General features: G+C 73.2%; 18 protein-coding genes. 10 read left to right on the top strand and 8 right to left on the bottom strand.

Translation table 11 applies throughout. The annotated features are described in order from the left end of the window. Positions 1–99 (bottom strand): KUP/HAK/KT family potassium transporter (locus OP04_RS55780; protein WP_269746693.1); only part of this gene is annotated, 99 nt, incomplete at its 3' end. Between the two features lie 93 nt (positions 100–192). Further along, positions 193–855 (bottom strand): alpha/beta hydrolase, encoded by a 663-nt coding sequence (locus OP04_RS49940; protein ID WP_063746656.1) that lies wholly within the window; start codon positions 853–855, stop codon positions 193–195. 133 nt (positions 856–988) lie between these two features. On the opposite strand from OP04_RS49940, the gene OP04_RS21995 reads away from it, so the two are divergent. Both OP04_RS21995 and OP04_RS21990 read left to right on the top strand, forming a co-directional pair. After that, the gene (locus tag OP04_RS21995; protein ID WP_051798604.1) at positions 989–2,530 is read left to right on the top strand and encodes a serine/threonine-protein kinase; all 1,542 of its coding nucleotides are present in this window, start codon (positions 989–991) and stop codon (positions 2,528–2,530) included. 141 nt (positions 2,531–2,671) lie between these two features. Continuing rightward, positions 2,672–3,256, top strand: a complete 585-nt coding sequence (locus OP04_RS21990; RefSeq protein ID WP_085066662.1) for a nucleotidyltransferase family protein — start codon at positions 2,672–2,674, stop codon at positions 3,254–3,256. Here the strand turns inward: OP04_RS21990 and OP04_RS21985 are convergent. Continuing rightward, positions 3,240–3,821 carry a hypothetical protein gene (locus tag OP04_RS21985; protein ID WP_033341615.1) on the bottom strand — a complete coding sequence of 194 codons (582 nt, stop codon included), beginning with the start codon at positions 3,819–3,821 and terminating at the stop codon, positions 3,240–3,242. The two genes, OP04_RS21990 and OP04_RS21985, sit on opposite strands and share 17 nt — an antisense overlap. A gap of 132 nt (positions 3,822–3,953) precedes the next feature. Between OP04_RS21985 and OP04_RS21980 the strand changes: the two genes are divergently transcribed. The 4 genes from OP04_RS21980 (at position 3,954) to OP04_RS21965 (ending at position 7,768) form a co-directional block, all read left to right on the top strand. Beyond that, on the top strand, positions 3,954–4,619 hold the full coding sequence (locus tag OP04_RS21980) for a response regulator transcription factor (protein WP_033341614.1): 666 nt from the start codon (positions 3,954–3,956) through the stop codon (positions 4,617–4,619). Next, the gene (locus OP04_RS21975; RefSeq protein ID WP_033341613.1) at positions 4,619–6,568 is read left to right on the top strand and encodes a sensor histidine kinase; all 1,950 of its coding nucleotides are present in this window, start codon (positions 4,619–4,621) and stop codon (positions 6,566–6,568) included. Before OP04_RS21980 ends, OP04_RS21975 begins: the two co-directional genes overlap by 1 nt. A 172-nt stretch (positions 6,569–6,740) precedes the next feature. Then, positions 6,741–7,364 (top strand): TetR/AcrR family transcriptional regulator, encoded by a 624-nt coding sequence (locus tag OP04_RS21970; protein WP_232323686.1) that lies wholly within the window; start codon positions 6,741–6,743, stop codon positions 7,362–7,364. A gap of 11 nt (positions 7,365–7,375) precedes the next feature. Continuing rightward, positions 7,376–7,768 carry a TIGR03618 family F420-dependent PPOX class oxidoreductase gene (locus OP04_RS21965; protein WP_033341612.1) on the top strand — a complete coding sequence of 131 codons (393 nt, stop codon included), beginning with the start codon at positions 7,376–7,378 and terminating at the stop codon, positions 7,766–7,768. Here the strand turns inward: OP04_RS21965 and OP04_RS21960 are convergent. Both OP04_RS21960 and OP04_RS21955 read right to left on the bottom strand, forming a co-directional pair. After that, the gene (locus OP04_RS21960) at positions 7,734–8,966 is read right to left on the bottom strand and encodes a sensor histidine kinase (RefSeq protein WP_033341611.1); all 1,233 of its coding nucleotides are present in this window, start codon (positions 8,964–8,966) and stop codon (positions 7,734–7,736) included. The genes OP04_RS21965 and OP04_RS21960 overlap by 35 nt on opposite strands. Then, the gene (locus OP04_RS21955; protein WP_033341610.1) at positions 8,963–9,628 is read right to left on the bottom strand and encodes a response regulator transcription factor; all 666 of its coding nucleotides are present in this window, start codon (positions 9,626–9,628) and stop codon (positions 8,963–8,965) included. The genes OP04_RS21960 and OP04_RS21955 overlap by 4 nt, the downstream gene beginning before the upstream one ends. A gap of 137 nt (positions 9,629–9,765) precedes the next feature. Between OP04_RS21955 and OP04_RS51910 the strand changes: the two genes are divergently transcribed. From OP04_RS51910 to OP04_RS21935, 4 genes are read left to right on the top strand one after another with little or no spacing between them, the layout of a single operon-like run. Then, on the top strand, positions 9,766–10,224 hold the full coding sequence (locus OP04_RS51910; RefSeq protein ID WP_033341609.1) for a hypothetical protein: 459 nt from the start codon (positions 9,766–9,768) through the stop codon (positions 10,222–10,224). Beyond that, positions 10,221–11,279 carry a peptidoglycan-binding protein gene (locus OP04_RS21945; RefSeq protein WP_033341608.1) on the top strand — a complete coding sequence of 353 codons (1,059 nt, stop codon included), beginning with the start codon at positions 10,221–10,223 and terminating at the stop codon, positions 11,277–11,279. Before OP04_RS51910 ends, OP04_RS21945 begins: the two co-directional genes overlap by 4 nt. A gap of 5 nt (positions 11,280–11,284) precedes the next feature. Then, positions 11,285–11,944, top strand: coding sequence for an ABC transporter ATP-binding protein (locus OP04_RS21940; protein ID WP_456297621.1), 660 nt, complete (start codon positions 11,285–11,287; stop codon positions 11,942–11,944). Beyond that, entirely contained in the window at positions 11,941–13,116 is a 1,176-nt protein-coding gene (locus OP04_RS21935; protein WP_033341606.1) for an ABC transporter permease, read from the top strand. Before OP04_RS21940 ends, OP04_RS21935 begins: the two co-directional genes overlap by 4 nt. A gap of 50 nt (positions 13,117–13,166) precedes the next feature. Here the strand turns inward: OP04_RS21935 and OP04_RS21930 are convergent, their stop codons facing one another. The 3 genes from OP04_RS21930 to OP04_RS21920 all read right to left on the bottom strand — a co-directional run bounded on the left by OP04_RS21930 (position 13,167) and on the right by OP04_RS21920 (position 18,206). Continuing rightward, entirely contained in the window at positions 13,167–16,766 is a 3,600-nt protein-coding gene (locus OP04_RS21930) for a S8 family serine peptidase (RefSeq protein WP_033341605.1), read from the bottom strand. Between the two features lie 457 nt (positions 16,767–17,223). Beyond that, positions 17,224–17,550, bottom strand: coding sequence for a transcriptional regulator (locus tag OP04_RS21925; RefSeq protein WP_033341604.1), 327 nt, complete (start codon positions 17,548–17,550; stop codon positions 17,224–17,226). Then, positions 17,547–18,206: a hypothetical protein gene (locus OP04_RS21920; protein WP_033341603.1), complete on the bottom strand. Its 660-nt coding sequence runs from the start codon at positions 18,204–18,206 to the stop codon at positions 17,547–17,549. The genes OP04_RS21925 and OP04_RS21920 overlap by 4 nt, the downstream gene beginning before the upstream one ends. Between the last annotated feature and the right edge of the window lie 141 nt (positions 18,207–18,347).

Here is an 18,347-nt window from a genome sequence, read left to right as displayed (position 1 = left end):
GACCGGGACCGGGTGCGGGTCGGCCGGGTTGAACACGATCTGCATCGTGTAGATCGGACTGGTGCCGATGTCACCGAACACGACACCGATCGCGCCCACCACCACGGCGAGCCGCGCACTGTCCGAATGTTGCTCTCCGCCCACCGTGGTCCCCCTCGGCGCGACCCGCTGATCACAGCGACCATACCCGGGTTAACCAGCGGATACGCAGTGCTTCTCCAGAGTGTCGGCCAGCTCGGCCGGCCGGGACAGGAACGGCGAGTGCGAGCCCGGGATCGTCACCCGCACGTCGGCGCGCACGCCGGTCGCCTTCAACGGCTCCGCGAAGATCCGGTCCTCGGTGGGCAGGACGAACAGCGACGGGACGGTCTCCCACGCGGCACGGGTCAGCGTCTCCTCGAACGCGCGGGCGCCGTGCGGACGCAGCCGGGCGATCGCGTCGTCAGCCACACCGGACGGCACGTCGTGGTAGAGGATCTCGCGCGGGTCCGCCACCACCTCGACCAGCGGCGAGCCCGGCGGATACCAGGGTCCGCCCAGCGGGCCGACCATCGAGTCACCGGCGCGCAGCAGTGGCGACGCCAGGTAGACCAGCTGCGTGACGCCGGGCCCGGCCGCCTCGGTCACCGGCAGGCCGCCGTAGGAGTGTCCGAGCAGCACCACCGGCTCCCCCACGCCGGCGACGGCCGCGCGCACGGTCTCCGCGTCGTCGTGCAGGCCCGCGTCCGCGTCGCCGACGCTGGGCAGGTCGACGGCCGTGACGTGCCAGCCGCGCGCGGCCAGCTCGGCACCGAACAGGTCCCAGCACCAGGCGCCGTGCCAGCCGCCGTGCACGAGCACGATATTCCTCGACATCGCCTACTCCTTCGGTAGTCCATCGGGTCAGGGCACCGACGCTATGGAGGAGGTGTGCGACCGGGCGTCCCTCGGGCGGGCCATCCGCAGTACCTCCGCGGAGGGACGACGGCGAATGTTGTTAGATCTCCACATGCCGATTCGACCTCTTCGCCCGCACGACCCGCGGAGCCTCGGCGCGTACACGCTGCTCGGCGTGATCGGCGAGGGCGGCATGGGCGCGGTCTACCAGGCACGCGATCCCGGCGGGCGGCTGGTCGCGGTCAAGGTCATCCGGCCGGAGTTCGCGGCGCTGGACGAGTTCCGCGCGCGGTTCCGCAGCGAGGTCACCCGGGCGCGGCAGGTGCCGCCGTTCAGCACCGCGGAGGTGCTCGACGCGGACCCGGACCACCCGACGCCGTACCTGGTCGTCGAGTACGTGGACGGGCCGGACCTGGCCGAGGTGGTCACCGAGAACGGGCCGCTGAGCGGCGGCGCGCTGCAGAGCGTGGCGGTCGGGACCGCGACCGCGCTGGTGGCGATCCACGGCGCCGGCGTCGTGCACCGTGACCTGAAGCCGCGCAACGTGCTGTTCGCGCTGGGCGCGCCCAAGGTGATCGACTTCGGCATCGCGCGGGCGGTCGAGGCGACCAGCGAGCACACGCGCACCGGGCAGATGGTCGGCACGGTGGCCTACATGGCGCCGGAACGGCTGGACGGGCCGATGGACCGCGTCGGGCCGGCCGTCGACGTGTTCGCCTGGGGCGCGGTCATCACGTACGCGGCCACCGGGCGGTCCCCGTTCGCCGGCGATTCGACCACCGCGGTCGCGGTCAAGATCCTCACGGGCGCGCCGAACCTCGGGACGCTCTCCGGACCGCTGCGTGCCATCGTGGAGCGCACGCTGGCCAAGGATCCGGCGGATCGGCCGACCGCCTCCGAGCTGCTGGACATGCTGGTCGCGGGCGGGCCGCCGCCGGCACTCAACCCCAGGATCGACATGCTTTCCCCAGGGGGTACGACTCCGCGCGCGCGGAGTCGTACCCCCTGGAAAGTCGCTCTTGCCGCGGGAGCGGCCGCACTCGCCGGGGTGGCGGCCCTGCCGTTCCTGATACCCCCGACGGTGACCACGCCGGAGGAGAGCGGCTCGCCGACGCCGGCCGCGTCCGCGCTGGTCCTCTCGGACGCGCTGACCGCGCCCGGAAAGTGGACCGAGTACGAGATGGACGGCACGACCTGCGCGTTCGACGACGGTCTGGTGATCCAGGGCGTGTCGACGCGGGTGGACTGTCCCGGGCCGGCGACCGTGTTCCGCGGCGACCAGACCATCGCGTTCACGATCGGCGGGCGGGACGGGGACGAGTCGTGCGGGCAGGTCGCGTTCCGCAAGGCCGAGCGGCGGATGTACCTGCTGTCGATCTGCGGGACGTACACGGATCTCATCCACTACGACGGTGGCGGTCAGGAGGTGGTCGGCAGCGTCAGCGGGATCTGGGACGAGGGCGTCGACCGCCGGTTCTCGATCGCGCTGACCGGCGACCGGGCGACCGTGCTCGCGGACGGCAACCACCTGATGACCGCCGCGATCGAGGACCCGAACAAGGCCGGCGGCACGGTCCTGCTCGGCTACTGGAATCCCAGCTCGGACGATCCCGGCAAGGTCGTCTACTCCGACCTGGAGATCTGGACGTCCTGACCGCGCCGGCGGCGCACGGTGGACCGGGGCTCGCCGGTCCCACGGGCGCGCCCAGCCCGATGAGCCTTCGCGGTCCCGCCTTGATCAACCGGGCACTCCGTGCTGTGGGTCGACCACCTGGAAACTCAGTAAACTCGCGCGGTGGATGTGACCGGAGTGGTGCTCGCCGCGGGCGGCGGGCGACGTTACGGCATGGCGAAGGCGCTGGTGCCGTTCCGCGGGCAGCCGCTGGTGCGTCACGCGGCCGGGCTCGCGTCAGCCGGCGGCTGCTCCCGGGTCCTCGTGGTGGTGGGTGCGGAGGCCGCGCGGGTGCGGGCCGCCGCGCCGGAGCTGGACTTCGTCGGCAATCCGGACTGGGCGACCGGCATGGCGTCGTCGCTGCGCGCGGGCCTGGCCGCTCTGGTTCTCACCGGCACCGAGGCCGCGCTGATCCTGCTGGTCGACATGCCGGGCGTCACGGCGGAGGCGGTGCGGCGGGTGGCGGCCCTTTCGTCCCCGCACGCGCTGGTCATGGGCGGATACGGGACGCGGCGCGGACACCCGGTGCTGCTCGGGCGCGACCACTGGGCCGGGGTGGCCGCGTCCGCGACCGGCGATCACGGCGCCCGCGACTATCTGCGCGCGCACGCTTCCGCCGTGACCGTGGTCGACGTCGAGGACGTCGCGGACGATCTCGACGTCGACACCCCGGAGGCACTGGCCCGCTACGTCACGAGGCGGCCTTGAACGCCTCCCGCAGGCAGGTCTCCTGGTCCGCGTCCGCGCGGAGGAACTCCTCCGTGGTCGCGTAGGCGATGCGCGGTTCGTCCTCGGTCTCGACGCGGGCCTGGTAGCCCTTCGCCTTCAGGCAGGTGACGGCGTCGAGCAGGCGGTCGGTGAACTGCGGATCGGTGCGGCGTTCCCGGTCGAGCCAGCTCTCCGGCTGCAGCGACGCGCAGGACTCGACCGCTCCCCGGTACTCCGGCGCGGTCAGGTCGACCTGCGGTTTGCCGTAGTTGCCGGCCTCGTCGGCGTGGTGCGGGACGCCCGCCCTGACGAGGCAGGCCGCCCAGAGATTCTCCAGCCGCCTGATCTCCTCCTCGGTGGCGTCCGGGCGGATGACCGGCCGGTCGTTCGCCGTGGTGTTGCCCGTCGTGGCGCCGGGTGCCGTTGCTCCGGAGGTCGTTGCGCCGGGGGCCTTCGCCCCAGGGGTGAGCAGCGTCGGCACGTCTGCCTCGCCGCCGCTCGGCGCGGGCTCGGCGCACGCGGCCAGCAGCACGGTCGCGGCCAGGAACAGGGTGAATCGCTTCATCGAGGGTGATCCTCCGGTCGGACGGAAACCTGCCCCGCCGATCGTGGACACGGATTGTGTGGAACCTGTCGGGAGACCGCTGTGAGGTTCGTCGACGATCGGCGGCCGGGTCTCCGCCTAGGATCTGCCGTCATGTGCGCGAAGGTGCTGGTAGCGGAGGACGATCCACGACAGGCCGAGGTGCTCCGGCGCTACCTGGAGGCCGAGGGCCACGAGGCCGTCATGGTCACCGACGGTCACGCCGCGGTCTCGCTGGCCACGGACGTGGACCTGGTCGTGCTGGACGTGCTCATGCCCGGCCTGGACGGCGTCGAGGCGTGCCGGCGGATCCGCGCCTGGTCGGACGTGCCGGTGCTGATGCTCACCGCGCGTGATGCCGAGGACGACGTGCTGGCCGGGCTGGACACCGGCGCGGACGACTACGTGACGAAGCCGTACAGCCCGCGGCAGCTGATGGCCCGGGTGCGCACGCTGCTGCGGCGTACCCGCGCGCCGGGCAACGTCCGGCGGGCCGGCCCGCTCACCGTGCACCTGGACCGGCACCAGATCCTGCTGGACGGGCGGCCGGTCGAGTGCACGCCCGGCGAGTTCGCGATCCTCGCCACGCTGGCCGACCAGCCTGGCCGGGTGTTCAGCCGCGCCCAGCTGCTGGTCTGCACCGCCGGGCTGATCCGGGAGTCGACCGAGCGCACCATCGACTCGCACGTGATGAACCTGCGTCGCAAGATCGAAAAAGATCCACGCCATCCGGTACGACTACTGACCGTGTACGGCGTCGGCTACAAGCTCGCCGCCTGATGCGCGCGGGGCGGGTGCCGTGGCGGCGCAGTCTGGTGGTGCGGCTGCTGGCCGCGTCGGTGCTCATCGCGGTCTGCGCGATCACGGCGACCGCCTGGCTGGCCGTCCAGACCACCGCCCGCACGCTGCGCCAGGAGCAGGGGCGCGCGCTCGCGGACGACCGGGCGCTCTACGACTCGCTGATCGCGCACGCGGCCACGCACCCGGACTGGGACGGCGTCGCGGACGTGCTGGCCCAGGGGCGTGCGGACCGGCGGATCACGCTGATGACCGCGGACCGCCGACTGATCGCGGAGACCGGGGGCGGGCCGTCGCTGCTCCAGGCACGGCCGTCCGCGCTGATCGATCCGCTCGACCTGGACCTCACGGTCAGCGGCGCGCCCGGCCGGATCGATCCGCGGGCGACCGGGCCGTACCGGCTGCCGGCGGAGGAGACCGCGCAGATGTGGAAGCCGGCGAACGCGCAGCAGTACTGCATGCGGGCCCAGGACGTCGAGGCGGAGATCGTCACGCTGCCCAGCGGCCGGCTGGCCGTGCGCGGTGGCCCGCCCGGCCGGTGTGACACCGGAGATCTGGGCAGGCCGACGCCGACCGAGACCGGGCCGCTGCGCGAGCTGACGGCCGCGACCGCGCGGTGTGCCGGGCTGCCGCACGACGGCACGGAGATCTGGTTCAGCCCCGACGGGTTCACGCTCCCGGACGACGCCGACCAGAAACTGCGCGAGTGCGCGTTCGAGGCCAGGAAGGCACAGCTCCGGCCGTACGTGGCGCCGGTCGCGCTCCTGTTCGTCACGGATCCGGCGTCCGCGGAACCCCTGCCGGCCTTCGACCTGTCCGCCGGGAACACGTCCAGGATCGCCGCGGTCACCGGCGCGGTCCTCGTCGTCGCGATCCTGGTCACGGTCGTTGTCGGCGGCCGGCTGGTCCGGCCGCTGACCCTGCTCACCGAGGCGGCCACGCGTACCGGCGGCTTCCCGGTCGTCCCGGTCGGACGCCGCGACGAGATCGGGCACCTCGCGGCCGCGCTCAACGACCTGGACGCCCGCCGGGCCGGCACGGAGGCCCGGCGCCGGGAGATGGTCGGCGACGTGGCACACGAGCTGCGGACCCCGCTGACCAACATCCGCAGCTGGCTGGAGGCCGCCCAGGACGGCCTCGCGCCGATCGACCGGCCGCTGGTCGACCTGCTCCTGGACGAGGCCGTGCTGCTTCAGCACGTCATCGACGACCTGCGCGACCTCGCCGCCGCGGATGCCGGCGACCTGCGTCTGCACCTGGCCGTCACCGACCTGCGCGAACTGCTGGAACAGGTCGCCGACGCACACCGCGGCACGGCTACCCGGGCCGGCGTGACGCTGCGGATCGACGCCCCCACGCCACAGACCGCCGACGCGCCCCCGGACACCGCCGCCCGCAACGCCGCCACGCCGCAGATCGACACCCCGGCACCACAGACCACCGACACACATCCGCACACAGCCGCGCAGACCGGCGCGTCAGCGCGGACCGCCGCCTCGGTACCGCGGACCGCCGCCTGGCTTCACGGCGCCGCCGGACGCACCGGTGCGGCGCCGCCGCGGATGGACGCAGCGGCGCCGTGGACCGCCACCGTGGACCCGGAGCGGATGCGTCAGCTGATCGGCAACCTGGTCGGCAACGCGATCCGGCACACGCCGTCCGGCGGATCGGTCACGCTCGCGCTGACGTCCGGCGGGATCACGGTCGCGGATACCGGTACTGGCATCGCGGCGGAGGATCTGCCGCGCGTGTTCGACCGGTTCTGGCGCGCGGACCCGTCCCGCAGCCGGTCCACCGGTGGCAGCGGACTCGGCCTCACCATCGCCCGCAAGATCGCCCAGGCCCACGGCGGCGACATCACGGTCCGGAGCGTGCTGGGTGCCGGCACCACGTTCACGGTCTCGGCCGCGTCGCTGAGCGCTGAATCCTGAGGTGCGGCGTGCGGGTCTCGCCTGTAGCAGCCACCCGGGCGGTCCGCGCCGGGCATTTCGGGCCTCAACGCCAGGACAGCCCGCTCCCGATGCCGGAAACGCCGTGGCGGCCAACAAGTGGAGGAAATTTTCAACTTGAAAAGAGATCCTCCACTTCCGTAGGGTCAGGGGCGTGACCGCTCCCCTGCGCCGCGATGCCGAGCGCAATCGCCAGCTGCTGCTGCGCACCGCCTACGACCTGATGGCCGTGGACGGGCTCGACGTCACGTACGAGGAGATCGCCCGCGCGGCCGGCACCGGTCTCGGCACGGTGTACCGCCGGTTTCCGCAGCGGCAGGACCTGCTGGACGCGCTGTTCGCCGCGCACATCGATGCGGTGGTCGGCTTCGCGGAGGAGGCCGCGCGCCGCGACGACGCGCTGGCCGGGCTCGTCTGGTTCCTGGAGCGGCAGCTGGAACTGGAGGCCGGCAGCCGGGGCCTGGGCGAGCTGTTGCGCGGCCGGCGGCAGTCCTCCACGCTCGTGCAGGCCGCGGGCGAGCGGATGACCCCGATCATCGCCGGTCTGGTGGCACGAGCCGTGCGCGCGGGCCAGCTGCCGGACGGGGTCACGCCCGGCGATTTCGCGGCCGCGCACGTGATGGTGGGCAGCGTCATGGATGCCTCCCGCACGGTCGCGCCGGATCTGTGGCGGCGTGCGCTCGCGATCGCGCTGGCCGGTCTGCGGCACGCGGACCTGCCCGGCGTGGCGCCGGACGAGACCGTCATCGACCACCTCTACCACGACCAGAAGAAGTGAAGGAACCGCACATGGCAATGCCCGACGACCTGCTCACCGTGCTGCGCGGCAAGGCGATCTGCTTCGTCACCACGCTCATGCCGGACGGCTCGCCGCAGATCTCCCAGACCTGGGCCGGCACGGACGGCGAGCACATCCTGATCAACACGGTGGAGACCCACCAGAAGAACCGCAACGTCGCGCGCGACACCCGGGTAGCCATCGGCATCACCGACCCGGCCGCGCCGATGCGGTCCTGGGCGGTACGCGGCAGCGTCGTGTCGGCCACCACGGACGGCGCCCGCGAGCACATCGACGAGCTGTCCCAGCAGTACCTCGGCCGCCCCTACCCCGGCTTCGGCCCCGGGCAGCAGCGCGTCCTTCTCACGGTCAAGGTCGAGAAGCTCCACTCCCCTCGGCGGTAGGACCCGGCGGCAGGTCCAGGTGCACGGTGAGGCCGCCACCCGCGCGGTTGGGACGGAGCGTGAGCGTGGCGTCGTGGGCGGTGGCGACGGCGGAGACGATGGCCAGGCCGAGGCCGTGGCCGGCGCCGCGGGTCAGCGCCCGGCCCGCGCCGCGCGTGAACGGCTCGGTGAGCGTGGCCACGGACTCCGGCGCGACCGGCGGACCGGTGTTGATGACCGTGAGGCGCGTCGCGGCCAGCCGGACCGTGACCTCCCCGCCCGCATGGTTGTGCCGCACCGCGTTACGGACCAGGTTCGACACGGCCTGGCGGAGCAGCACCGGATCGCCGACCGCGGTCGTGCCACCGGCCGTGACGTCACCCGCGAACGCGCCGTTGACCGTGGCGCCACCCGCAAGCGCACCGCCGCCCGCAGCGCCGGCCGGGCCCCTGATCGTGACGCCGGCCGCGGTCGCCTCCGCGGTCAGCTCCCCGATGGCGTGATTCGCAAGCGCGGCCAGGTCGACCGGCTCGCGCGCGGCGGTGCCGGTCTCGGCGTCGGCGAGGTCGAGCAGCGCGTTCACCGTCTCGATGCTGGCGCGGTTGACCTCGCTGAGCCGGGAGGCGAGCGTGCGGAGCGTGGTCGCGTCGGTCTCCGGGTCGTCGAGCGCCACGTCCAGCATGGTCTTGGTGGTGGCCAGCGGGGTGCGCAGCTCGTGTGACGCGTTCGCGGCGAAGCGGCGGTGGGCGGCGAACGACCGCTCCAGCGAGGCGAGCATCCGGTCGAACGTGTCGGACAGGTCGCGGATCTCGTCGCGCGGGCCGCCGAGCGCGAGACGGTGGTCCAGCGCACCGGTCGCGGCCCGGGTGGCGGCCGCGTTGATGGCGGCGAGCGGCTTGATGATCCGGCCGGCCACGATCCAGCCGACGGCCGTGCCCGCGGCGACGAACACGACGAGCGCCACGGCGGACGCGAGCATCAGCACGTCCAGGAAGTCGGCCACCGTGGTGATCGCGATGGAGGCGGGCCGCGCGACGCCGATCCCGGAGGGCTCGATCTCCCTGGTCGGCACGAACGGCGGGGAGATGACCGCGATCTGGTAATCCGGCACGTACCGCATGAAGAGGTAGATCACCGCGGTCAGCGCGAGCGCGCACCCGGCGATCAGGCCCACGTAGCTGAGCGTGAGCCGGACCCGGAGCGTGAGGCGCCGGGTCATCGCGCGGCCCCGAACCGGTAGCCGACGCCGGAGACGGTCTGGATCACCCACGGTTCGCCGAGGCGCTTGCGCAGGTGCGAGATGGTCACGCGGGTGGTGTTCGTGAACGGGTCCACGTTCATGTCCCAGGCCTTCTCCAGCAGCGTCTCCGCGCTGAGCACGCCGCCGTCCGCGTTCATCAGCAGCTGAAGCACCGCGAACTCCTTCGGGCTGAGCCGGACCAGCCGGCCGTCGCGGTAGACCTCGCGACGGAACGCGTCCAGCCGGACGCCGTGGGAGGTCACGACCGGCGGGCGGGCCGGCTGGGTGCGCCGCTCCAGCGCCCGCAGGCGCGCGACCAGCTCGGGGAACTCGAACGGCTTCGACAGGTAGTCGTCCGCGCCGAGCTCGAAGCCGGACACGCGCTCGTGGAGCGTGCGGGCCGCGGTCAGCATCAGCACCCGGACCTGGGGCTGGTCGGCCGCGAGCCGCACGCAGACGTCGTCGCCGTGCATGCCGGGCAGGTCCCGGTCCAGCACGACCACGTCGTAGTCGCCGACCGCCACCGCGTCCAGCGCGGCGACGCCGTCGTGCACCACGTCCGCGGCGATGGTCGCGCGGCGCAGTCCGACCCGCACGGCGTCGGCAAGATACGGCTCGTCTTCGACGATCAGAACGCGCATGTGCGGCAGCCAACCACATGAGGCATATCCAGAACGTAAAAGAAACTGGATACATCCTGGATACACGCGAGCTGCTCCACTGGTCGGCGTCGCGGCGGCACCGGCCGTCGCGACCGCACCACGAAACGGAGCAGCACGTGAGACATCGGACCCTGGCGCTCGTCGCCGCCGTGATGATCGCCCTGACGAGTGCCTGCGGCGGCGCGGAGGAGCCCGCAGCGCCGCCCGCGCCGCAGACGCTGGAGGACTACCGGCTGGCGTTCTCCGCCTGCATGCGCGAGCACGGCATGAACATGCCGGACCCGGACGCCGGCGGGGGCATCCAGCTCGACACGGGCGGCGACCAGGCGGCGTTCCAGACCGCGGCCGAGGCCTGCCAGAGCGAGCTGGGTGAGCCTCCGGCCGGCGAGGGCGGTGTACCGAACGAGGACGAGCGGATCGCCCGGCAGCTGGAGATCTCCGCCTGCCTGCGCGAGCACGGCGTCGAGGTGAAGGACCCCAAGCCGGGCGAGCTGATGGAGCTGCCCCGCGAGGTGCCGCAGGACGTGATGGACGCATGCGGGCTGGCCATGGGCGCGACCGGGGCCGGCCAGTGACGATCCGGCGGCGCAGACTCATCCGGCTCGCGGCCGCCGGGGTGGTCGCGGTCGGCGCCGGGGCGGGCGTCCGGGCCGCGCAGGCCGCCGGCCGTGGCGACGGCGGCGCGCCGGCCGCGTTCCAGGGTGCCACCGGCACGATCACCCGCGGCGACCTCGAGGGCAACACGGTCGCGACCGGCACGTTGCGATACTCCGGCTCGCGCACCGTGCGGGCCGGACGCACCGGCACGCTCACCGCGCTGCCCGCGCCCGGCGCCGTGGTCCGCCTCGGCGGCAGGCTCTACACGGTCGACAACGTGCCGGTGCCGCTGCTGCACGGCGCCCTGCCCGCGTGGCGGGACTTCGAGATCGGCATGGCCGACGGGCCCGACGTGGAGCAGCTCGAGGCCGGGCTGCGCGCGCTCGGCCACCTGAAACGGCCGCCGCGCCGCGCGTTCACCTGGGTCACGGCGAACGCGATCGTGGCCTGGCAGAAGGCCACCGGCGTCGACCGGACCGGCCGGCTGCCGCTCGGGTCCGTGCTGTTCGCCGAGGGTGACCTGCGGGTGGGCACCACGGCCGCGCGGGCCGGCGACCAGGTCGGTCCCGGCGCCGCGCTCTACGACGCGACCGGCACCACCCAGATCGTGGACGTGGACCTGAAGCTCGCCGACCAGCGGCTCGCGGTCACCGGCGCCCCGGTCGGCCTGCGGTTGCCCGGCGGCGCGACCACGACCGGGAAGATCTCGTCCGTCGGCACGCCCACGGAGCGCGAGGATCAGCAGGCGGTCATCCCGGTCGTGGTCACGCTGGACGACCCGGCCGCGGCCGCGGCGCTGCAGCAGGCGTCCGTGACCGTGACCGTGCCGAGCGAGCGCCGCGAGGACGTGCTGTCCGTGCCGGTCGGCGCGCTGCTCGCGCTGGACCCGGGCGAGTTCGGGGTCGAGATCGTCGGCGACGACGGCACGACCCGGCGCGTGCCGGTCACCACCGGGCTGTTCGCCGCGGGCCGCGTGGAGATCAGCGGTGACGGCGTCAGCGCCGGGCAGCGGATCGTGGTGCCGCAGCGATGACCGCGATCGTCTCGCTGGAGAACGTCGAGCGTGCCTACGGCGGGGAGCCGCCGGTGCTGGCCTGTGCCGGTGTCACGCTCACCATCACGGCCGGTGAGCTGGTGGCGATCGTGGGGCCGAGCGGTTCCGGGAAGTCGACGCTGCTCAACATCATCGGCACGCTCGACCGGCCTACCGCGGGGGTGGCCCGCATCGACGGCCACGACGTCGCCGGGCTCGGAGATCACGATCTGTCAGCTCTCCGGGCGTACCGTATCGGCTTTGTCTTTCAGCAGTTTCACCTGGCGGAGGGCGTGAGCGCGGTCGACAACGTGGCGGACGGGCTGCTCTACACCGGCGTGCCACGCGGCGTGCGCCGTCGGCGCGCGGTGGCGGCGCTCGAGCGGGTCGGGCTCGGGCACCGGCTCGGCCACCGCCCGCACCAGCTCTCCGGCGGTGAACGGCAGCGGGTGGCCATCGCACGGGCCGTGGTCGGCGACCCGCCGCTGTTGCTGGCGGACGAGCCCACCGGCAACCTGGACACCGCCTCCGGCGCGGCCGTGGTCGAGTTGCTGCACGAGCTGAACCGGCAGGGTACGACGATCGTGGTGATCACGCACGACACGGAGCTGGCCGCGCGCCTGCCCCGGCGGATCGCGGTCCGGGACGGGCGGGTGGTCGCGTGAGATCCCGGATCCTCGGCCGTGACCTGCTGCGACTCGGCAGTACCGGCCTGCGGGCCCGGCCCGCGCGGGCGGTGCTGTCCGCGCTCGGCATCGCGATCGGCATCGCCGCGATGATCGCGGTCGTCGGCATCTCCGCCTCCAGCCAGGCGCGGCTCAACGACGAGCTGGCCCGCCTCGGGACGAATCTGCTGACCGCGCGCGCCGGCACCGACCTGATGGGCCGGCCGGTCACGCTGGACCCGGGCGCGCTGGGCAAGGTGGGCCTGATCGACGGCGTCACGGCGTCGAGCAGCGTGGCCGCGCTGTCCGCGCCGGTCTACCGCAGTCAGCTGTCCGATCCGGCCGGCACCGGTGGCATCGTCGCCATGGCCGCGGATCTGAGCCTGCTCGACGTGGTCTCCGGCCACGTCCGCGCCGGCGCGTGGCTCAACGACGCGACGGCCGCGTTCCCGAGCGTGGTGCTGGGCAGCACCGCCGCCCGCCGGCTCGGCGTGGTCTCGCCCGGCACGCAGGTCTGGCTCGCCGGCACGCACTTCACCGTGGTCGGCATCCTCGACCCGGTGACGCTGGCCCCGGAGCTGGACAGCGCCGCGCTGATCGGCGGCGAGGCCGCGACCGCACACGCGGGTTATGCGGGTAACCCGACCACGATCTACGAGCGGTCCGCGGACGCGGTCGTGGACCGGGTCCGCGCGCTGCTGGCGCCGACGATCTCGCCGCAGTCGCCGGACCAGGTCGAGGTGTCCCGTCCGTCCGACGCGCTCGCCGCGAAGAACGCCGCGAACCAGGCGTTCACCGGCCTGCTGGTCGGCCTCGGCTCGGTCGCGCTCCTGGTCGGCGGCATCGGCGTCGCCAACACCATGATCATCTCGGTGCTGGAGCGGCGACGCGAGATCGGCCTCCGCCGCGCGCTGGGCGCCACCCGGCGGCACGTGAGGCTGCAGTTCCTGGCGGAGGCGCTGCTGCTGTCCGGGCTGGGCGGGGTGGTCGGGTGCGCGCTCGGCGCGCTGGTGACCGGCGCGATCGCGCTGCTCAACGGCTGGCCGTTCGCGCTGCCGCCGGTCACGCCCGGCATCGCCGTGGTCGCGACGCTGGCGATCGGCGCGGTCGCCGGCTTCTACCCGGCGGTGCGCGCCGCCCGCACACCACCGACGGTGGCGCTGAGCGGCTGATCAGGCAATGGGGCCGGGCCGCGTCGACTCCGACGCGGCCCGGCCGGGGATCATCGGAGGCCGAAGGCCCGGTCGACGGTCTGGTCCACGCTGTTGCCGTAGGTGTCGCGGGCGCTCGCCCGGATCGTCACCTGCCGGGCGGACTTCGGGGCCTTGAGCCGGGTTCTCCAGCCGTCGCGCGTGCGGAGCAGCGGCTGGTGGGTCCAGGTCTTGCCGTCGTCGTAGGAGAGCTGGATCGAGGCGGACACGATGGACGCCGCGCTCGGGCCGCCGGGCAGGTGGGACGGGGTCAGGGTCAGCGCGGCGTCGCGGGCGGCCCGGTGGTCGAGGTCGGTGTCGATCGTGTAGTCGAGCTGGATCAGGGGCAGGCGGGCATCGGACGCTTCCCCGGACGTGAAGTCCCAGGCGGTGCGGGTGGTGACGGAGTAGGGGTAGACGGACGGGTCCCGTTCGGTGACCACGACCATCTTGTAGGGCAGCCGGCGTGGGCTCAGCTCGGCGTCGCCGCTCAGGTAGCCGCCGGGGGTCTGGTCGACGACCTTGCCGCCCTGGTAGACGGTGGTGTTCCAGTCGACGACGCCGGTGACGCCGAGGCCGGCATGGTCGGCGCCGGAATCGCTCCAGCCGGGGATCTCCACGCGGAGACGGTTTCCGGCCCGGTACGGGAGCATGACCGCGTCGGTGATCCGCGGGCGCTGGATCGGGCCGAACCACTGCTCGCGCACGGTCGTGCCGGCCCGGTAGGACGTGCCGGCGCCGAGCTGGATCGTCGAGCGGTTGCTGGCCTCCGACGTCCAGCGCACGTCGTCCTGCACGGTGACCCAGTCGGTACGGAAGCGGTCGGACCGGACCAGCGGGGCCGCGAAGCCGACGCCGGTGTGCAGGTGCGGGTTGAGGTCGTAGCGGAACTCCCAGGCGTCCTCACCGGACGCCTTGCGGAAGTCCACGTCGACGCGGGCCAGTTCACGCTCGGCCGGCCGGTAGGTGACCGTGCCGGGCACCGTGCCGTTCCAGTGCCGGACCAGGTCGTAGACGTAGCCGGTGACCGGGTGCGGGTCGACGAGCAGGCTCACCGGGCTGCCGGCGGTCAGCTGCGCGATGAGCCGGTCCCCCGCGTCCTTGGTCAGCGTGGCCACGGCGAGCGGCGTGCGGTAGGTGCCGTCGAAGTAGCGTCCCGGCTCGTCGTTGACGATCAGCATCAGCGTCGCGCCGGCCGCCGCCACGTTCTCCACCTGGGCGTCGATGTCGCCGCGGCGTACCACCGCGATCTTGCCCTTGACGTCGGCCTTCGCGAGGTCGGGCACGCTGCCGGAGCCCGCGAAGACGGCCGGCATCTGCCGCACCCCGGCCGGGAGCAGCGTGGATCCGGGCAGCACGTGGAGGTCGTCCAGCAGTCTCCCGTCGTGGGTGAGGGACAGGATCGGCTCGGTCTTGCGCCAGCGCGCGGTCACCGACATCTCGCCGGATGCGGTCGTGGCCCCGGGTGTCACCCACATGCTGTCGTAGTAGCGGGCGACCACGTAGGAGTCCGTGACCGAGGCCGTGTCGCCGAGCGTGCGGTGGTAGTCCAGGCGCATCTCCGCGTCCGCACTGGGTCTCGGCGTGACCGCCTTGATCTCGCGGGTACGGGACGCGTCCAGCGTGACCGTGGTGTTCGCGTCCACGACCACCTCGGGCGCGGTCAGCAGCGCGACGCCGCGCGAGTTCGGGCCGTGGGTGCCCTCGACCTCGCCCCACATCCACAGTGAGTAGCGGCCCTCCGGCACCAGGATGTCCAGCTCGCCGGTGCCGCTGATGTAGGAGTAGTAGAAGTCCTCCGGGTCGCCCTCGCGCAGCAGCACCACGGAGCCGGCCATCGGTTCGCCGCCGCGGCCGGTGGACTTCACGACGAGGTGGCGTGGCTGGTCCTCGGTGCTGACGCCGACGACCGTGTCCGCGAGCACGCGCCCGTCCGCACCGGCCGCGTCGACCCGTCCGGTGTTGAGCCCCTGCTCGGCGGTCTTGCTCAGGTCCGCCGTGATCGTGACGGCCGCGGTGCCGCCCGCGGGCACGGTGACCGTGTGCGAGGAGAGCGTCAACAGGTCCGGGGCGTCCAGCGTCAGCCCGAGCGTGACCGGAGCCGTCCCCGTGTTCGTGTAGGTGATCTCCCGCGTGATCGTGCCGGTCGGTTCGTCGTCGCGCGGGTGGATGCCCAGGTACGCGGTCGCGGTCGCGAACACGGTCGCGGCCGTGGTCGCCGCGATGTCGACCCGCCCGCTGCCACCCGCATAGGGGTCCAGCTCCGGCGTGTTCTTCGCGGTGCTGACCAGCGCGTCCTTCAGCTGCGCGCCGGTCCACCCGGTGTGCTGGGCCGCGAGCAGCGCGGCCGCGCCGGCCACGTGCGGCGTCGCCATCGAGGTGCCGTTCATCGACCGGTAGTAGCCCTCGCCCTCGGTCGAGTACTGCGAGCGGGCCGCGAGCACGCCCACGCCGGGGCCGGTGATCTCCGGCTTGAGCGCGCGGTCGACCAGGCGCGGGCCGCGGCTGGAGAAGTCCGCGATGGCGTCCTGGCCGTCGACCGCGCCGACCGTGAGCGCCGCGTCCGCCGCGCCGGGCGTGCCGACCGTGGTCTCGGAGGGCCCGCTGTTGCCGGCTGCGATGACGAACAGCGCGCCGGTCTCGGCGCTGAGCGCGTTGACGGCCGCGCTCATCGGGTCGGTGCCGTCCGTCGGTGAGCCGCCGAGGCTGAGGTTGATGACCGTGGCGTGCCGGTCGCGGGCGGCCCACTCCATGCCGGCGATGATCCAGGATTCCTGTCCGCCGCCGCCGTTGTCGAGCACCTTGCCGATCTGCAGGTCCGCGCCGGGCGCCACGCCGCGTTCGCGTCCCCCGGAGGCCGCGCCGGTGCCGGCGATGGTGGAGGCCACGTGCGTGCCGTGGCCGTGCCGGTCGGTGACGTCCTCGCCCGGGACGAAGCTGACACCGGCCTCGATCTGCCCGGCCAGGTCCGGGTGGGCCGCGTCGATGCCGGTGTCCAGCACCGCGACGTCGACGCCCTCGCCGGTGTTCCCGCCGGCCCAGACCGCGGGCGCGCCGATCTGCGCGGTGGTGTCCGCGAGCGCGGCGTGCACGGTGCCGTCCAGCCAGACCTTCTCAATGTTGTGCGACAGTGTCCGTGCTTGCGGGGCGCCGCCGGTCAGTCCGGCCCAGATCTCGCCGGTGTCGGCGCTGAGCGCGCGACCCCGGATGCTGGGCAGCGCGCGCACCTCCCTGGCGCCGGCCGGCAGCGTGTCCGCCCGCCGCCCGGTGGCCGCGTCCCGATAACTGACGATGAGCGGAAGGTCGTCGTACCCTTCGCGCAGCAGCAGGGAGACGTTGAACAGGCGGCGGTCGAGCACGCCCAGGTAGGGCAGCGCGCTGTCCGGATAGACGTAGGTGTCGCCGCCGGCCGAGGTGATGTGGGCGCCGACGGATTCACCGTCCGGCCCGGTCACCGTGGTGGCGCCGGGCCGGACGGTGACCCGATCACCGGTGATCAGCGTGAGCGTGGCACCGATGTCGGCAGCCGACGGAGCAGGCCGGGCGGGCCGGGCGGGCTGGGCGGGCTGGGCGTAGGCGGGCGCCGGCGGGGTCGCCGCCAGCACGGTCACGGCCGCGACGATGAGCGGCACCGACCTGCGTGAAACTGAGAGCGTCACAGGGTTCCCTTGACTCGATCAAGAGCGGATCCGCAGACGCTACAACGCCGTTCATCAATGCCCGGTTAACGGTGTATTTCAATGGGATAGCGCCGCCGGCACCTCACCGCAGTCCACAAAGGACATAGATCGAACCCGGAAAGCAGATCTTCCCACTTCGCGGTGGTCGCGGTCCGCACGCTCCCGCGGGCACCGGTCGTCGCTGGCGCTCCTCCCTTCCACTCCCGCGCCACACCGGCTTCCACCAAAACCCGCCCGCCCGCACAGCTCCGGGCACCCTTCCGTGATCAAGGCGTCCCTCATGTCGCTAGAACAACATGAGGGACGCCCCGATCACGGGAGAGGCGCCCTGCACAGCACGTGACGCAAGACGCGCACGCCACCCCACGCATGAGCGTCAGGGCCGGGTCTGGGGTCGTCCCGGGCACGCTCAAGCGCCGGAATGGCCGGTCGTCTCCACCCGCGTGATCAGCAGCTTCAACCGGGCGATCTCCTCCGCCAGCGCCGTGCTGCCCGCCGCGGTCAGCGTGATCCAGGTCCGGCCGCGACGCCCCTCATAGCCCTTCTCCGTCAGGATCAGGCCCGCCGCCTCCAGCACCCCCAGATGCTTGGAGAGGTTGCCCGCGGACAGATCCAGCTCCGTGCGCAGGAACCCGAACTCGACGCGACGCCCCTCGTGCGCGATGGTGAGGATCCCGAGCCGGACCCGCTGATGCACCACGTCGTCCAGCCCGGTCACCGGATGCGAGTCGCTCACCGGAAGCGCCGCAGCGCGAAGAAACCGCTGCCCAGCAGCAGCAACCCGCCGTTGATGGCCAGCTGCGGCGCCATCCCCCACTCGTCGCCCCAGCCGGCGCCCCACCCGAGGTTGATCGGCGTCAGCACCACCGCAAGATAGCCCAGCGCGAAGACCAGCAGCGTCGCGCGCCGCTCCAGCCAGGCGAGCGCGAGCAGCGCCAGCCCGATCACGGTGGGCGGGTCGAGCAGGCGCAGCACGACGTGGAGGGCGGCGGACGGCTCGCCCAGGCCGAGCGCCAGCACTGTGGCGGCGGCGGAGAGCAGGACGAGCGCGATGCCGGTCAGCACGTACGGCAGCACGCGCGCGCCCAGGCCCCGCGAGCGGGCGACGCGCAGGTATCCGGCGGCGATCACCAGGTAGCCCAGCAGTAGCGCGGTCCACCAGTAGATCTGCGCGCCGCGGTAGAAGACCGTGCAGGTGCCGTCGGCCGCGCAGTCACTGAGGATCGGCGGGAAGAGCCGGTAGACCGGGATCGCGCCGAGCGTGACCAGGCCGAGCACCAGCAGCGGCAGCCAGGTGACGCGCTGGGCGAGGCGCACCCGGCGGGCGAGCGCGCGGGCATCGTCCAGGAGCCGGCGCGGGTCGGGGCCGGCGGGAACCGCATCAGTAGTCATGCCAATAGGTTTGCATCAGAAACCAGTTGGCACAAGAGTAAGCGTGCATCGGCTCACACCACCAAACCGCCGGGGCCCGCTCACGTAGATCGGGTTGGCGCGCCGGAACGTCCGCGCGCCGGACGGCAAGGAGCTGACCGC

Origin of the sequence: Catenuloplanes japonicus, assembly GCF_000717135.1 — a bacterium.
GTDB lineage: Bacteria > Actinomycetota > Actinomycetes > Mycobacteriales > Micromonosporaceae > Catenuloplanes > Catenuloplanes japonicus.
The sequence above is the reverse complement of the archived record's forward strand: the minus strand, read 5'-3'. Positions and strand labels throughout refer to the sequence as shown.